Origin of the sequence: Marinimicrobium agarilyticum DSM 16975, assembly GCF_000423345.1 — a bacterium.
Lineage (GTDB): Bacteria > Pseudomonadota > Gammaproteobacteria > Pseudomonadales > Cellvibrionaceae > Marinimicrobium > Marinimicrobium agarilyticum.
In genome coordinates this window covers 583,994-599,685 of sequence record NZ_KE384008.1, presented here as the reverse complement: position 1 = coordinate 599,685, position 15,692 = coordinate 583,994, and the positions used below count along the sequence as shown (strand labels likewise).

The following is a 15,692-nucleotide window of genomic DNA, read 5'->3' as shown; positions in this document are numbered from 1 at the left end:
GACGCCGGTCGCCTTCAACCGTCTGCTAGAGACACACAACGATGATATCAAACGAAACGCTGCAAGCCCGTTTCAACCAGCTGCGAAGCAACAAGGCGTTCGAATTGTTTGTGGTGGGTATCATCATTTTCTCGGCGCTGGTCATCGGCGCCAAGACCTACGATATCCCTCCGCTGGTCTCCTCCGTCATTGTGATTACCGACTGGTTTATCACCATTTTTTTTCTGGTGGAAATCACCATTCGTTTACTGGGCGAGCCGCGCAAGCGGGACTTCTTCAAAAACGGCTGGAACATCTTCGATACCACTATTGTTGTGGTCAGCCTGATTCCGATTGAAGACAGTGAGTTGGCGCTGGTCGGTCGTTTGGTAAGGGTCTTCCGCGTGCTGAGGATGGTCTCCATCATTCCAGAGCTGCGCACCTTGCTGGTCTCATTGCTCAGGGCCTTGCCCCAGTTGGGGTATGTGGCGCTGATGATGTTTATCATCTTTTACATCTACGCCGCCATCGGAAGTATGTTCTTCGCCAGCGTGAACGAGGAGCTCTGGGGCGATATTGCCATCAGCATGCTGACGCTTTTTCGGGTCATGACCTTCGAGGATTGGACCGATGTCATGTACGAGACCATGACGCAATACCCGTTCAGTTGGATCTTCTATGTCACCTTTATTTTCCTCTCCGCCTTTGCCTTTCTGAACATGATCATCGGCATCGTCGTCAATGTTCTGGACGAGCAGCACCGAAAGGAACGTCAGGAAGAAGGGGAGCCCACCCTGAAGGAGTTACACACCGAACTCAAGGAGCTGAAAGCCATGATCAAGGAGAGAAACTGACCCGATTTCGGCCCTCCTGCTTGGCGTTATACATCGCGGCGTCGGCCCGTTCCAACAGGCTCTCCCGGCTGTCGCCGGCGGTGTACTGGGCCACGCCGAGGCTCAGGGTGATATCCACCTCGACTCCGAAATTCTGGTAGGCAACCGCGCGGCGCAGCTCATCGGCGAGCTGGCGAGCCGACTCCAGGGAGGTGTTGGGGCAGACCAGCAGAAATTCCTCGCCGCCCCAGCGACCCAGGCAGTCGGTGCGCCGTACCCGTTGACTGAGAAGGCGGGATACCTCAACCAGAACCTCGTCGCCTCTGTTGTGGCCATGCCCGTCGTTGACCGCCTTGAAGTGGTCAATGTCCATCAGAATCAATGTCAACGGGGCGGGGTATCGTTTCTGACGCTCGATTTCGACGTCCAGGGTTTCATCGGTGCGCATACGATTGTAGAGGCCGGTAAGCACGTCGGTGATCGCCAGGCGCTGCATTTGCCGGTTGGTCTCTTCCAGCTCTCGGGTGCGCTCCTTGACCATCCTCTGCAGCACCTGGCTGCGATCCTCAAGCTCTTTGAGCGGATACCCCTCGTGCTCCTCATGGGCTTGGGAGGGCTGTGAGAGGTGCTTATGTTCGAGTATCCAACGGCCGTCGAGCTTGCGCATGACGAGGGTGAAACGGATATTGAGCAACGAGGCGGCCTGGTTCAAATGGAAAAAGTGGCAATCCATTTCCCCCAGAACGACGCCAGTGTCGTCGGTAAGGCCTTGAGCCTGAATGTTGCGAATGCTGTATTCGATCGGGCCGGGAATCGCTTCAACGTCCATCCGGTACAAGTCCAGCGCCTGCTCCACTTTGTAGACTCGCTCCCGGGCACCGGTGCCGAAGCCGGTAATCCGGTTGCTGGCAAGAGCCGCAGAAGCCTTGGGATCTCGGTGACACAGGAATGTGTCGAAATAGAGGCGCGCGGCGCTAACCAGTGTCTCGGCGGTGGGACTATTATCCATGTGCGTAACGAACCCCTGTTACTCAGATTGCATTCCAGACGGTTACTTCAGCATTCTGTTCCTGAGGCTTGACTTCGCCTTTCAATCAGATACTGCTCCTAAATCAGTTACTATAGGCATATTAGCCCATAAACGGTGTTTTGTTAATATACGTGCCATCTTGTCGTTGTCATTGCTTTAGCAGGTGTTGCCCTGAAGTATAGTCGAATAAAACGGCATGGCGACCCGACGCGATATTGTCATGAGTGACGCTTTTTCAACCTACAGAGGAGTTCCTGTGAGCCAAACGGATGCAATTCTGCAGCGGCTCGACGCCCTGATCGGCCGCGTCGAAAGACTGGTTCCGCCGGTTCCACCGGCGCCCAACTGGGGCGCCCAGGCGTTCCGTTGGCGCCGGGTCAATGGTCACGGTCGGTTGCAGGCGGTGCGCCATCCGCACCGGGTCGAGCTGGCCGCGCTGCAGAACATTGAACCCCAGAAAGAGGCGCTGATCCGCAACACCCGGCGTTTCGTGGACGGCCAGCCGGCCAATAACGTACTGCTGACTGGCGCCCGGGGGACCGGTAAATCGACCTTGATCAAAGCGGCCTGGAACGCGTTTTCCGGGCGCGGTCTCAAATTGGTTGAGGTCGACAAATCGGACTTGCCCGAGCTGACCGACATCTTGATGATGCTGGAGGAGCGGCCCGAGCGGTTTATTCTGTTCTGTGATGACCTGTCATTCGAGGAGGGGGACGCCAGTTACAAAGCGTTGAAGTCCGCCCTGGACGGCTCCATTGCCGCGCCGTCGGAGAAGGTTCTGTTTTACGCCACGTCCAACCGTCGGCATCTACTGCCGCAAAGCATGCGCGACAACCTGGATGTGAGCTACGAAGAGGGGGAGCTGCGCCCGAGCGACAGCATTGAGGAGAAAACCTCGCTCTCCGACCGCTTCGGTCTCTGGCTCAGCTTCTACCCGTTCAGTCAGGATGAGTATCTGGCGGCGGCCCGCTATTGGGTGGAAGCCATGGGCGGCGCCTGGAGTGATGAAGCCCAGTCCAATGCATTGTTGTGGCACCGCACTCGCGGTGCGCGCAGTGGTCGCGTGGCCTGGCAGTTTGCCCGGGATTATGTGGATGTCGGCTGAAAGACGCGGCTAGGGTTCTCCGGCGCCTGCTTCGGGAACGGGCAGGCGATAGCCATAAGACTCAATGATGCGCTGGGCCGTATCGCTTTGTAGAAAGCGCCACAACGCCGTGGCGCCCTCGCTATCGGCTCCGCGTTTCAACAGGACCGCGTCCTGGCGTATGGGGTTGTGATGGTGTGGGGGCACCCGCCATGCGGACCCTCCCTTTAGCGCGCCGTCACGCATGACCTGTGACAGGGCGACGAAGCCGATGTCCGCATTGCCGGTATGAACGAACTGATACGTTTGGGCAATGTTTTCCCCCTGAACCCAGCGGGAACGGGTCGCCTCCACCAGCGCCAGCGCCTCCAACACTTCCACTGATGCAACGCCATAAGGCGCCAACCGGGGGTTGGCAAGCGCCAGCTTGTTGAAATTTCCTTCCCTTAAAACCTGCCCCTGAGGGTCGATCCGCTTAGGATCGCGGGACCAGAGTGCCAGCGCTCCGAGCGCATAGGTAAACCGTGTGTCATCGACCGTCCAGCCCTCTTGCGCCAGCGCCTGAGGCTTGGCCTGATCGGCGGATAAGAACACCTGAAAAGGCGCGCCGTTTCTGATTTGCGCGTAGAATTTACCGGACGAACCGGAAGACAGAACGACGCGGTGCGTCGACTCACGCTCAAAGGCCGCGGCGATGTCGTTCATCGGGGCGGTGAAGTTGGAAGCCACGGCCACGTGGATATCCTCGGCGAGGCATAGGGCGGGCCGCCAGAGCGCGAGAACACTCACCAAAAAGACACTGAACGCTCGGGAGAAGGGCATCGGGCTTTCTCGGCTTCTGGAACCATAAAAGATGTGGTTGGTATAGTGCATTATCTGGCCAGCGGCGACAAGTGACGCCTCCCTGAGGGTGTGACCTACTACAATTGTGTAACAGCCTACTACAAAGGCTTACAGTTTCCGCCTCCCGGCTTTGCTAGAGTGCTGTCATAACAAATCATGAAGGGTTATTGTTATGCTGAAGTCTCTTACCACCGCCGGCGCACTGACGCTGGCCGTCGCCAGCCTGCCGGCCGCCGCCACCATCGTTGAATTTGAAACCGTACTGGGCAACATTCAGGTCAACCTTTACGACGAGAGTACGCCGGAAACGGTGGAAAACTTTTTGGCTTATGTTGAAGCCGGGTCGTACGACGGTTCGTTTATCCATCGTTCAATTCCGAACTTTATTGTCCAAGGTGGTGGATTTGCCTACGACCAGGAAGAGAAAAAATCGGTAAAGATCGACACCGAAAGCGCAGTGGCCAATGAGCCGGAATGGTCCAATCGTAAGGGCACTATCGCGATGGCCAAAGTGGGGGATAACCCCAACAGTGCCACTTCCCAATGGTTTTTTAATCTGGATAACAACCACACCAACCTGGATGTGCAGAACGGAGGGTTCACCGTCTTTGGTGAAGTGATCAGCGGTATGGACATCGTTGAAGACATCGCAGACCTGCCGCGTTTTAATCTGGGAGGTGCCTACACAAGCCTGCCGCTACGCAACTACGGTGAAGAGGAAATTGAAGACGAACAGTCCATTTCACCGGACAATCTCGTGTCCATTCTAAGTATCACTGTGATTGATGATTCGGAAAACTCCGCCGCCGATCTGGAACCGGTACCCAATACGCTCATTGATGAAGTAGGGCAGGGAGGAGGTGGTGATTCGTCCAGCAGCGGTGCCCTGGGCCTGCCCTGGATCCTGGCATTGATGGGATTGGGCATCGCCCGCCGTTTCCGGCGAGCCCGCTAGCCTCAAACGGCCGTAGAGTCGTACACCACGACTTTACTCCACAGGTGGGAGCAATCTTCCACAAACTTCTTGTGGATGGGGTGGACCTGATAGGCGTTCTGCCCCTCCACATTGTCGAACAACAACAGCTCTGAAACCTGGTAGCTGTTCTCCACCACGTCCCGTTTCTCTGTCGAAGCCGGCACACCGATGTGAATGCCTTTCACGGTATCAATGTCGCCCAGGGTCTTGAGGCCCGCGATCAGTGCATCGCGGTCTTCCTTTGAGTCGGGGTTCTTCAGCCAGAAAAATACCGTGTGGGTCAAACTGGGAAGGTTAACCTGACCGGTGTGATCGTGGTCTCCCGCACGCACTCCGGGAACTACGGCGGCCGCGCTGAGGGCGGCGGCGCCACCGAGAAATTGCCGACGATTGGTTTTGGATGTCATTGTGGTTTTGCTCCTTTGTAGATACCGGTATCCGCGAGAATGACCAGTTGATCGTGAGGCTGTATGTTCAGCGCGGTCTCCCGGTTGGGGTTTAATTGAAGTTGACGGCTCTTGTCTGCCGAGCGGTAGAGCACACCGAGGGCGGTTTCACCGCGCTCTCCGGCCAACGTTTCCAGCTTCCAGAAGGGGAGGGGTCCTTTGATGCCGTAATGCTCCGGAGAGCGAAATACAATCTCTGCACCCCCTTCGGTAAACAGCTCATCGAACACCAACCGCAGTTCCGGTCGAAGGGCGACCTGAGCGAGCAGGTGGCTGAGAATCAGTGGACTGATAATCGTCTCACCCCGCTGCTGGCCCAACAGAATAGCGTTGTCCGGGTCGCTGAGTTCCAGCAGCAGGTTGGGTGGATCGTCGGTGTTCCGGAGGTGTTCCTCAAGTATGCTTTGGCCGACAATGGCGCGGGCGTCAGCTTCTTCCCCACTGGCCAATCGATCGCTGCTGATCAGCACAATGCTGTCATATTGAGCCGGCTCAATATCGTGCAGTTCGCCTTCACGCATGAAGTCGGTCTGAATGTGACGGCAGTGAGGCGGCGTCTCACCGGCATGGTAACGGGAGATGGCGCTGTCGCGCTCCTCCGGGGGTACAATAGACACAATGTCCAATTCAAACCGGTATTGCCGGTAGCTTCCCAGTTCGTGGACCAGTGCGGGCAGTCGTTCATTCCATCCCAGTATCAATACCCGACGGCGGTGCTGCTGGCTGGAGGGGGCTTGGCTGTTGGCCGGAGCCTTGCGCTCGACGGGGCTGAGTCGGTGACCGGTGGCCTTGAGCGGTTGAGTGTCCTGCAAGTCCTGGGCGATCATCACAACCTTGTCTTCCGCGCGCACCGCTGTTTTCGACGGGGCGTTGAGACGAACCTTCCATTGCTCATGTTCCCGGCTCAGTACGCCGCAAACCACCGCGCGCGGGCAAAGCATGGCAATGCTTGAGAGGGTTTCCCCTTCAAAATGTTCACCACTGCGCACATAGAACTCGTTCCCACTCTGCTCCGTCAGCAGCTCGTTGTACACTTCGGAAAGGCCCGGGTGTATCAGGTTTTGGGCCATCAGGCTGGCGATGGTGACATCCCCGGCAACCACCTGAAGGGGCCCGTTGTACGCGCGCCGAGCGATGGGAAGTTTGCGCAGGTCCTGGATTTCCGCCACGACAAAGGGGCGGGACACACCCTGCGAGCGCGCCTGGGCATCGAGCGACATCAGCGCTTTGACGGTTTCCACATCGGAGCTCACCAGGCTACCCAGTTCGTGGGCCTCGCTGGGAATGATTACGGCGGCGGCGTTCAGACAAGCCGCCCGGTGGAGCGCATCGGGTTGCAGCGGGCTACCGGAACGAAGCACGATGTGTTTCGCCTTGCGGCCGATTCCGGGCTCGTTGCGCAGCTCCTGGGCCTGCACGGCGGACATCCGCTCGGCGAGAACCACCAGCTTCAGGCGGGAGCTATCGCGCCCCAGCAGGTGCTGGCGCATGGTGCCCGAGGCGCTCAGCAGCTCGCGAATCAGGGGTAGGGTACGACTGTTCCAGCCGAGAATGACCACGTGATTTCGATACGCCACCGGCGTCATACCGCGCTCAAGCTCGGTCATTCGAGCAATCAACGAGCGGGTGAGAATGGCCACCAGGGTACCCATGAAGATGACGTAACCACTGACGGTCAACAACGTCGAGACGGCCCTGAGCCATGAGCCCTGATCATCGCCCAGGTAACCCGGGTCGGTCAGGCGGAGAAAGGCCCACCAGATGGCATCCCCCATGTCCTCGCCCTGACCGGCGGGGTAGGCGAGCAACCCTCCTGTCAGGGAGATCAGCCCGATGATGGCGGCTACCACCAAGAGCTGGAAGAGCGCCCCTTTGACAAACTGACGCTCGACAAAAAATTTTACGCGATCAATAAAACGCAGCGGCAGCATGGCTGCTCCCAAATTCCGTTGAGGCTTGGATTTCATTTAACTGCCACTCAAGCGGCAGGGCTGCCAGTATACCCGTTTTTGCGGTCGGTCCACTCAAGCACCATGACCGTCAAAGCCGGCAGCATTGTCAATGTTACCAAGGTCGCGCCGATAATACCCGACATCACGATGATACCAACGCCCCGGTACAGTTCGCTCCCGGCTCCCGGGAGAAACACCAGCGGCGCCAGCCCCATGATCGTGGTAATCGTGGAAATGGCGATAGGGCGCAGGCGTGAGCTGACCGCCTCGCGCACGGCATCGACCGGTGCCATGGCTTCTTCTTTGAGGTTACTGATCGCTCGGTGAACAATCAGAATCGGGTTGTTTACGACCGTCCCCATCAGAATCAGAAAACCGAGCATGGAGATCATGTCAAAGGGTTGACTGAAGCCACCCAGGCCCAACGCGGAAAACAGCGCGCCCACGACGTTGAGCAGGGCGAGCCCGGCGATGCCTCCGGCGATACCCAGAGGAATTGTGGTCATGATCAGCAACGGGTAACCCCAGTGGGTGAAGATCGCCACCATCAGCAGATACACAATGACCAGTGCGACCAGGTAGTTGCTGCTCAAGGACTCGCGTGTGGCATCCAGTTGGTCCGCCGCGCCGGAGATATTCAGCGTCACGCCCGTGGGAACCTGACCGTTATCCTGCAGGTACTGGACAATATCCTCCCGCACTCGTTGTACACCGGTTTCGAGCGCGACCGACCGGGGCGGGATGATATTGAGCGTGACGGTGCGGCTGCCGTCCAGGCGGCGGATGCTGCTGGTATCGACGGTTTCTTTGATACTGACGATGTCAGACAGCGGTAGCGAGCCGTGGCCGGGAACGTAGGTCACAATGTCATTCAGGGTGTCAACGGTCACGCCCGGCCCCTGCTCGTTGTACAGGTAGATATCAATTTTGTCGTCGGCCCAGAAGAATTCATTGACGAAGGCGCCATCGGTCAGGGCCGAGACGGTAAAGCCGACGTCTTCGGTGGTCAGGCCCAGTTCCGCGGCGCGCTCCCAATTCGGCCGAACCTCCAGCAACGGTTGCGCCAGAGAGAGACTGCCCGGGCGGGTCTGAATGCGTGGGTCGTCGAACACTTCTTCGGCTCGGGCATAGGCGGCACGCGCCACCTGAAAGAGGTCGGCGAGCGCCGGGCCGGACACGTCGAGGTTGACGCTTCGGGTTCCACCGTCGTTGCTGCTGATAATCGAGCCGCGGGCGGCGAAGGCGCGCATCCCCGGGTAACTCTCGTATTTCTTAACAATGGCGTCCATCAGCGGTTCAATGTGAGCGGGGTCTTTGGACTCGGTAATGATGCGCAAACTCTGCGGGGAAATGCCCATGTTCACGTACTGCATGGCCGGCACATCTGTTTCGCCATTCTCAAATGCCGACGGGTCGTCATCCACGAACTGCATGAAGTAATCCTGAATTTCCAGGCCAATACTTTCCATTGTCTCCAGGTTGTACCCCGGAGGCGCATTCATGGACGCAAAGGTTTTGGCTTCTTCGCCCTCGGGAAGATACTCCGCCGGGGGCGTGAGGAACAGGGCAATGGCGCCGCTGACCAAAACGGTAATCAGAACACAGCTGATTCGACGGCGAGGCGTGGCGATCAGCCAATCGATACGGTCGGTGATGCGTTTTTGCAGTGGGTGCTCTTTATCGTCAGGGGGCTCGTCGTCCGATGAGGCACCGCCTTTGAAAGACAGCCGGGCACTGGCGGTCGGTATCACGGTGATGGCGACCAGCATCGACACCAGAATGGAGGCCGAGATGGCGATGGCGACATCGGAGTAGAGTTGACCGGCTTCTTCCTGAATGAACACGACCGGCAGAAATACCATAACGGTGGTCAGAGTAGACGCCAGCACGGCGGGCCAGACTTTCTGCACGCCGACCAGTGCGGCCTGCATTTTTTTCAGCCCCCGCCGGCGCTCCAGTTCGATGCTTTCGAGCACCACAATACTGTTATCCAGCGTCATGCCGATGGCGAAGGCGACCCCCGCCAGGGAGATGACATTGATGGTTCGCCCGGCAATCAGCAGCCCGAGAAAGGCGGCAATGGTACAGATGGGAATCCCCACGACACCCAGGGCGGTGGCGCGGAATGACCGCAGGAACAGGTACATGACTCCCGTCGCCAGCAGGGCACCGAGGATCAGATTTTTCCAGACGTTGAAAATGGAGTCTTGAACGTACACCACATCATCGGCGGTGCGCTCCAGAATCATGCCTTCCGGGTTCAGCAGGTCCCGGTTCACGGCATCGACTTCCTTCATCATCGCCTCTTTGATCGCGATGACGTTGGAGCCGCTTTCACGTCGCACCGAGAGGCTGATGACCGGGCGTTCATTCACGTAGGATTTTTCGCGAACTTCGAAATGGTCGAGCCGGACCTCGGCGACATCGGACAGGCGAGTGATACTGTCGCCGTTGCGTTCAATGATCAGCTCTCGCAGATCCTTCAGGTCCTCAAACCGGCCCATGGTTCGCAGCAGATAGCGTCGCTTGCCGCTTTCCACCTCGCCTCCGGAGAGATCCTGGTTACGGGCGCGAATGACATTGCTGACCTGCCTCGGCGTCAGTTCTCGCTCCGCGAGTCGGTCCGGGTCAAGGAGTATCTGAACCTGCCGTTCGGCGCCGCCCCCGACGTTAATCTCGGACACGCCGGGAACACCGGAGAGGCGCGGGCGAACATTGTCCTCGATGTAGTCACGCATCATCACCATATCCAGGCCGCGGGGGTTTCCCTCCAGCGGCGAGATACGGAAGTACATGAATGAGTTGGCGGAGAAGGAGGTGGCAAAAACCCGTGGTTCATCCACGTTTTCGGGGTAGGAAGGCACCTGGGTCAGGGCGTTGTTGACCCGGATCAGGGTTTCGGTGATATCCACGCCGAAAGGGAATTCCAGCTCAATCTGGGCCTCGCCGAAATCCGCGCTGCTTTGCATCTCCGCCAGGTAGGGAATGTTGCGCAGGTATTCTTCCTGCTCAATCAGGATTTCCTTCTCCACATCCTGTGGCGTGGCGCCGGGCCAGCTGGTACGGATGGAGATGGTTCTGACTTCCAGATCCGGGATCATCTGCACGGGGATACGGGTGGCGGCCAGGATCCCCAGCACACAAATGATCAATACCGTGACGGTAACCAGAATGCCGTGCCGGATAATCTGCTGAAACATCGTTTATTGCTCCCCGAAGGCGGAACCGTGATCGTCGATGGACTCGGGCAGGACCCGCTGGCCTTCCTGCAGGGCCTCGTTGCCCCGGGTAATCACGACATCCCCGGTCTCCAGTCCGGAGCGGACTTCGACCCACCCGGACGAGCTCATACCGGTTTGCACCTGTTGTTCGCGTACGGCGCTGACTTCGCCGACGGCGGGCTCGGTCACCACCCAGACGGTCACGCGGCCGTCCGGGTAACGGATCAGTGCATCTCGCGGCACGGCGATGCCGGTCTGGCCGGTGTTCAGCCGCAGTGCGCCGGAGGCTGACATGCCGGGAATCAATGTGACATCATCGTCTGTGGGAGCGGTCACCCGCAGTAAAAAAGTGCGAGTGCCGTTTTCGCTGAGCGGCACGGTGCGATGGATGGCGGCATTGAAGGTGCGGTTCGGATAGCCATCGAAGCGCAGATCCATATTGGCGGAAGGGTCGACCCGGGGATAGTAGCGTTGGGGCACCTGGAAATGAACCCGCAGAGGAGTGATGGCAACCATATCTACCAGGGTGTCGCCGGGGGAAACCCACTCGCCCAGGTCCACGTGTCGGGCGCTGATGATACCGGAATAGGGGGCCCGCACCCGATGCCGCTCCAACTCCGCCTCAAGGCGGGCGACGTTTGCTCGGGCGGCATCCCGAATGGACTCCTGAATCTGAACCTGCGCTTCGAGCGTTCGAATGTCACTGGCGGCGATGGCACCGCTTTCCAGGTTCTGTGCCTCCGTAAGTCGCCGTTGGCGGTCCTGAAGCTCGGCCTCAGCACTTTTCAGCTCGGCCCGGGCCCGATCCCGGTCAATCCCGGTCAGCTCAGGGTCCAGCTCCAGAAGCAGGTCTCCCTGCTGGACCTGATCGCCGATATCGGCGGTAATACGATGGACGAGACCCTCCACCTGGGTGGATACCTGAGACTGGCGCTCGGCGTTCACCGAGCCGGTCAGCGGCACCGTCTCAATCAGCGGTTGGGCTTTCAGGCGCACCGCTTCCACACGGGTCGCGTCCTCGCCCGGTGGCTGCGCCAACGCCCGGGTTTGAAGGAAACTGATCGCGCAGAGCGAAATCAAAAGGAACCGCTGAGCGGTATTCAGGGTCTTCATGTTCCGAGGCTCCCAATATCCGTGGTGAGGCCGGCTTTGAAACGGCCCGGTCATCGCTGTGAGGCGAAATTATGGTACTGTTGGGGCAATTAACGAACCCTTCCGCCTGTAAGGAAGGGTAAAGTAAAGTGAGATGTACGGATTTAATACTATGGCCGATCAACACAACCGGCGCAACGCCGCCTGGCGCGCGGCGCAAGACTGGCGCCAACGGGCGCAGTCGGCCAGCCGCTGGCGGGGACCCAAACTCTTTCTCGCCTGGTTGGTCTTTGGCGTACTGATGGTAATGGGGCTGATCATTGCCCTGGTGTTCCTGCTTATTGGCTGGATCGCCATGCCCTTTCTTCGCCATCGCCTGCGCAAACGCACCGAACACATGCGCGCGCAGGCCCAAGCGGCCGCAGACCGTGCGGCGGGGCGCTCGTCCCGCTCCGGCTCTCGAGGTGATGGCCGAGGGAACGTGATTGAGGGCGACTACTCGGTCGAGGACAAAAATAATGACCGTTGATATCCTCGCACTGAGAGGACTGACGCTCGGACTGCTGCTGTTTGTCTCCGGCTGTGCATTTTGGAAAACCGATATCAGTCGGGAAAACTGGCCGGAGAAGGCGCCTCCGCGCTCTGACTTTGAGGCGGAGTATGCGGCCGACAAAGCCAACCAGGCCGTTCAGTCAGAGAGGGAATACCTGCTCTGGATCAAACGTTTCTATATCGGCTGGCGGTTATACGCCGATGGTTGGAATGACCTGGTCCCTGAAGTGCTTTCGGAAGTGAATGATGCCGAACTCAGGGCCGAGTTAGAAGCCCAGCTTTACGAAATGGGTCAGGATATCGCCAGCGAATGGGCCAAGAATACCGAGGATCGCCGGGTTCACACAAGGCATCTGTCAGTGTGGGGCAATGCCCTACGTGAAGCAATCGCAAGCGGGGAAACCAAGGAGATGATTGCGGAGATTGCCCGCGACGTCGACCAACTGATGGACCACACGCTCACCATCGGAGACATTACCGCTTCCCGTTATCAGGAGTTTGAAGAAGACGACGTCTTTCGTCCTTGATCACTAGCGGTCCCTCAGGCCGGCGCCATCGCCCGATCCATTTCCCTTAGTACCCGGTTAACGTAATCCTGCAATACTCTGGGTGCTTGCTCCAACAGGTTGTCGATGTCCCGGCTGTTGTCGCGCTTGTGGTTGCACTCCTGAACAAAGAGCTTGGCCGCCGCTTCCAATATCTGACTGAATACTACCGGCTTCTCAAAATACGCGTCTTTACGGGTTTGACAGTATTGAGTGAATACAAACAGCGCTTCAACCACGGCGCTTTTGTAATAGGCCGGATGCAGTTGCTGCGTCAGACGGTCAATCAACTGCGCGAAACTTTCTTCTCCAGAGGTCATGGAGCTGCGTACCAGTTCGCAGTCTAGCGTTGAATCGTCGCTATCCCGGTCCCCGAATTCCAGTATGGCGGTGTGCGACAGACTCTGCCAGATGGCTTTGAGAAAGTCGTTGTCAAAGCGGGTGACAAGCCCGCGAGCGAGTCGCCATTCAAACCAGTCCGCGTCCAGAGCGTGGTACTGCACCGCATCACTGATGGCGACGCTATCGGACTCGGCATTCTCAAACGGTTTGCTGAGCTGGATGTCTTCTGAAAAAATCCGGCGCTGGTACGTCAGTATATCCATCAGCCGCTTCATGACGGTGGAAGGGGGCAGAATACCCAGCTCGTCCAGCGACCAATAGCCCTCCGACACATGTCCCTGCCGCAGACACAGCTGCATAAAGTTATGCAGATGAATCGAACGAAGCCCGTCGAACAGTTCCGCCCGGGTGCGAACCAGGGTCCCAATCTGCGCCAACATCTCCTGGGCCAGGGTGCGCTCGACCGGGTCTTTGTAGGTTTTCAGAATGCCGGCCATCAACTGGTCGTTTTTGAGTTGGGCGCTCACCACGAATTCGTGCTTCTGATCACCCAGCACAATCAACAGGTGCCGCATGGCCAGTACCGAGAGGCTACCCGCCAGATCACTGTGGAAACGATTGAGTGCAGCAAAGCAGAAGCGCGCAAGCAGCCAACGGTTCAGTTCCCGGGCGCGTCGATAGAGCACTTCCAACCATCGCTGAACGCAGACCGCTTCGCCCTCGTGAGAGCCGATGACCTCGTCGAGTTTGCGTTTGTGCAAAAACTCTTTCAGTTGTTGTTGAGTCGAGGCTTGCTCACCATCCGCAAACTGCTCCCAGATACTGTGTGCGGTGGGGTCCAGCTCGTCCCAATGGTTCTGGCAGGTAAAGCAGGGGCTCGGAGCCAGCGGCTTGAACTCCATATTGTTGATGCTCAGGGAGTTGACCCTTGAAGCCCGGTGAGCCAGGTTGGCGGAGGCATACCCGACGTGCTCGTGTTCGGTGCGCAGCTGCAGCGACCGGATGGCGTCGAACAATTCCTCCACATTGGGCATCTGGCACAGCTCGTGGGTCAGCAGCAACGTAAAGACAGCCACTTCCTGGTTAATCCAGTGTTTGCGAATGTGTTCGATTTCTTGTGCCAGGCTTTCGCTGAACCAGTGTGCGTCGTATAGCCGATAGTCGTCGTCCTCGCTCTGCAACCAGGACAGGCTCAAGTAGACTTTGCCGTTGATCTGGTAGGTCTGGGAGCTGGCCAGGCTCTGAAGGCGCCGGGCCGGCCGACCGGTAAGACGAAGTGCCGCATTGGCTCCCACAGCGCTGTACGCCTTGACCAGTTCCGGCGCGGAGAGAGCTGTCAGCGGCTGAATATCCTGGAGGGTTTCCGCGATGACGCCGTTCTCGGAGAGGGTGTTTTTGGTGGTTTCATTGTCGGTGAGCACCACCAGGGCAATCTGGGACTTGATGAACTTGGTTGCCCTGCGACGCAGGAACAGGGGGTCCAGGTGGTCCGGCTCCAGCAGCCCTTCGTGCAGAATCAACCCCGTCCAATACAGGCTTTGAGCCCACACAAGTGGCACGTTGTCATTGGGAACCCGCTGCTGAGAGCCGGGCTGCTTTTTCTCTGCCGCAATGGATTCCTCGGGCAGATAGTAGAGTTCCGGCAACAGGCCCAGGCCATCGACGTCCACCATCAGAGATTCGAGCCGCTCCCGGTAGTGCTGGGCGGTGGATTCGTTACCATCAAACAGCGCCTGGATGTAAAGGTAGGTAAAAAACAGCGGCCACTGGGATTCTATGTGCTCGAAGTTGACCAGTTCGGAGTGTTCATAGTAAATCCGTGAGGTCTCTTCCACGGCAGTCTGGTGCCCGTCCCAAATAAAGCGCTTGCAGCCGTAATGGCCGCCCAGCTTTGCCAGAATTTCATCACGGGTTCGGGTCACGAGCTTTTCCCGGCTGACCGCAAAGGCCGGAAAGCCGATGATGCTCAAGAGGGCGCTGTCTACCTCTTTGGACACGGACTCTCGCGGTAACAGAGAGGCGAGGGTAGTTCGCGCCAGAGAAATGGCGTCGGCCACCACGTGAATGGTGGCGCGTTTATCTCCCGAGGGGCCAAACAGATTGAAGCCGTCCAGGGCCTGAAGTGCCGCCTTGGCCATACCCACGGAGCTGGCGTTGATTTCGGTCTTGCCATTGTTGATCTTGTTGCCCCGCTCCCAGATACCGTAGTCCGGGGTCCGGTAGGCACTGGAAATGTAATACACCAGGTTCTGGACGAAATCGACTTCGCTGAAAGTGGTGACAATGCGCAGGCCAGAAGCGCTCATTTGCGCCAGCATCAGCAGGTAGAGTGAGGTGGCATCAATCTGGAGGTGGCCCCAGGCGTCATCCGCCACCACCGTCAGGCCGGTTTCGGTGTCGTATTTGGCGTGCAGCGCGTCTTTCGGATCGAGCGTGGACTTGAAGGTTTCCACTTTGTCCGCCTGGCGCATCATGGCCTGGAGGAGCCCGCGCATCAGTTTGATGGTGGCCTGCTCCAGCTGATCGCTGCGGTCCTTGTCACCGGCGTGGCGCAGCGCCATTCCCAACGACCAGACACAGATGATGGAGTAGACGTTATCGCGCACCCAGGCGTCGGTATAGTCGCCGTGGTGGTTGACGCTGGTGCTGGCGGGTAGCAGCCCCGTTACAGGGTGCTGGCGGCTGAGAATGACCGCCTCAATATCGTGAAATAACCGATTCAGTACTGACTTGCTTTTCATAGGCTGACTACACTACCCGGCCGAGCGGAAGAAAAGGGCTTTAGCCCCCTCAGTAT

The 15,692-nt window shown here is 58.3% G+C and carries 12 protein-coding genes; 5 read left to right on the top strand and 7 right to left on the bottom strand.

The genetic code is table 11. The features are described from left to right. The first annotated feature begins 41 nt into the window (after positions 1 to 41). The gene (locus tag G547_RS0118590) at positions 42 to 833 is read left to right on the top strand and encodes an ion transporter (protein WP_036189358.1); all 792 of its coding nucleotides are present in this window, start codon (positions 42 to 44) and stop codon (positions 831 to 833) included. On the opposite strand, the gene G547_RS0118585 is transcribed toward G547_RS0118590, so the two are convergent. Further along, entirely contained in the window at positions 817 to 1,821 is a 1,005-nt protein-coding gene (locus G547_RS0118585; protein WP_027331115.1) for a diguanylate cyclase, read from the bottom strand. The genes G547_RS0118590 and G547_RS0118585 overlap by 17 nt on opposite strands. 277 nt (positions 1,822 to 2,098) lie before the next feature. On the opposite strand from G547_RS0118585, the gene G547_RS0118580 reads away from it, so the two are divergent. Then, positions 2,099 to 2,947, top strand: a complete 849-nt coding sequence (locus G547_RS0118580) for an ATP-binding protein (RefSeq protein ID WP_027331114.1) — start codon at positions 2,099 to 2,101, stop codon at positions 2,945 to 2,947. A 9-nt stretch (positions 2,948 to 2,956) separates the two neighbouring features. Here G547_RS0118580 and modA read toward each other — a convergent pair whose 3' ends face one another. Beyond that, on the bottom strand, positions 2,957 to 3,748 hold the full coding sequence (modA, locus tag G547_RS22280; protein WP_051235751.1) for a molybdate ABC transporter substrate-binding protein: 792 nt from the start codon (positions 3,746 to 3,748) through the stop codon (positions 2,957 to 2,959). Between the two features lie 193 nt (positions 3,749 to 3,941). Between modA and G547_RS0118570 the strand changes: the two genes are divergently transcribed. After that, the gene (locus tag G547_RS0118570; RefSeq protein ID WP_051235721.1) at positions 3,942 to 4,724 is read left to right on the top strand and encodes a peptidylprolyl isomerase; all 783 of its coding nucleotides are present in this window, start codon (positions 3,942 to 3,944) and stop codon (positions 4,722 to 4,724) included. 2 nt (positions 4,725 to 4,726) lie between these two features. On the opposite strand, the gene G547_RS0118565 is transcribed toward G547_RS0118570, so the two are convergent. Genes G547_RS0118565 through G547_RS22275 form a run of 4 tightly spaced genes read right to left on the bottom strand, consistent with a single transcriptional unit; the run spans position 4,727 to position 11,477 of the window. Beyond that, complete coding sequence (locus tag G547_RS0118565; protein ID WP_027331112.1) at positions 4,727 to 5,152, bottom strand: Dabb family protein; 426 nt, start codon at positions 5,150 to 5,152, stop codon at positions 4,727 to 4,729. Then, positions 5,149 to 7,122, bottom strand: coding sequence for a CASTOR/POLLUX-related putative ion channel (locus tag G547_RS0118560; RefSeq protein WP_027331111.1), 1,974 nt, complete (start codon positions 7,120 to 7,122; stop codon positions 5,149 to 5,151). Before G547_RS0118560 ends, G547_RS0118565 begins: the two co-directional genes overlap by 4 nt. Positions 7,123 to 7,169: 47 nt before the next feature. Then, the gene (locus tag G547_RS0118555; RefSeq protein WP_027331110.1) at positions 7,170 to 10,343 is read right to left on the bottom strand and encodes an efflux RND transporter permease subunit; all 3,174 of its coding nucleotides are present in this window, start codon (positions 10,341 to 10,343) and stop codon (positions 7,170 to 7,172) included. A 3-nt stretch (positions 10,344 to 10,346) separates the two neighbouring features. Further along, positions 10,347 to 11,477, bottom strand: coding sequence for an efflux RND transporter periplasmic adaptor subunit (locus tag G547_RS22275; RefSeq protein WP_051235720.1), 1,131 nt, complete (start codon positions 11,475 to 11,477; stop codon positions 10,347 to 10,349). A gap of 151 nt (positions 11,478 to 11,628) precedes the next feature. On the opposite strand from G547_RS22275, the gene G547_RS0118545 reads away from it, so the two are divergent. Continuing rightward, positions 11,629 to 11,985, top strand: coding sequence for a hypothetical protein (locus G547_RS0118545; protein WP_027331109.1), 357 nt, complete (start codon positions 11,629 to 11,631; stop codon positions 11,983 to 11,985). Continuing rightward, positions 11,975 to 12,535 carry a hypothetical protein gene (locus G547_RS0118540; RefSeq protein ID WP_036189355.1) on the top strand — a complete coding sequence of 187 codons (561 nt, stop codon included), beginning with the start codon at positions 11,975 to 11,977 and terminating at the stop codon, positions 12,533 to 12,535. The genes G547_RS0118545 and G547_RS0118540 overlap by 11 nt, the downstream gene beginning before the upstream one ends. Before the next feature lie 14 nt (positions 12,536 to 12,549). Here G547_RS0118540 and G547_RS0118535 read toward each other — a convergent pair whose 3' ends face one another. Next, a complete protein-coding gene (locus G547_RS0118535) occupies positions 12,550 to 15,636 on the bottom strand; it encodes a phosphorylase b kinase regulatory subunit alpha/beta (RefSeq protein WP_027331107.1) in 3,087 nt (1,028 codons plus the stop codon). Positions 15,637 to 15,692: the final 56 nt, after the last annotated feature.

Coding starts and splice junctions, on each gene's coding strand:
- G547_RS0118565 (WP_027331112.1), bottom strand. CDS start 5,152: ATGACATCCAAAACCAATCGTCGGCAATTTCTCGGTGGCGCCGCCGCC.
- modA (WP_051235751.1), bottom strand. CDS start 3,748: ATGCCCTTCTCCCGAGCGTTCAGTGTCTTTTTGGTGAGTGTTCTCGCG.
- G547_RS0118545 (WP_027331109.1), top strand. CDS start 11,629: ATGGCCGATCAACACAACCGGCGCAACGCCGCCTGGCGCGCGGCGCAA.
- G547_RS0118570 (WP_051235721.1), top strand. CDS start 3,942: ATGCTGAAGTCTCTTACCACCGCCGGCGCACTGACGCTGGCCGTCGCC.
- G547_RS22275 (WP_051235720.1), bottom strand. CDS start 11,477: ATGAAGACCCTGAATACCGCTCAGCGGTTCCTTTTGATTTCGCTCTGC.
- G547_RS0118535 (WP_027331107.1), bottom strand. CDS start 15,636: ATGAAAAGCAAGTCAGTACTGAATCGGTTATTTCACGATATTGAGGCG.
- G547_RS0118590 (WP_036189358.1), top strand. CDS start 42: ATGATATCAAACGAAACGCTGCAAGCCCGTTTCAACCAGCTGCGAAGC.
- G547_RS0118560 (WP_027331111.1), bottom strand. CDS start 7,122: ATGCTGCCGCTGCGTTTTATTGATCGCGTAAAATTTTTTGTCGAGCGT.
- G547_RS0118555 (WP_027331110.1), bottom strand. CDS start 10,343: ATGTTTCAGCAGATTATCCGGCACGGCATTCTGGTTACCGTCACGGTA.
- G547_RS0118540 (WP_036189355.1), top strand. CDS start 11,975: ATGACCGTTGATATCCTCGCACTGAGAGGACTGACGCTCGGACTGCTG.
- G547_RS0118585 (WP_027331115.1), bottom strand. CDS start 1,821: ATGGATAATAGTCCCACCGCCGAGACACTGGTTAGCGCCGCGCGCCTC.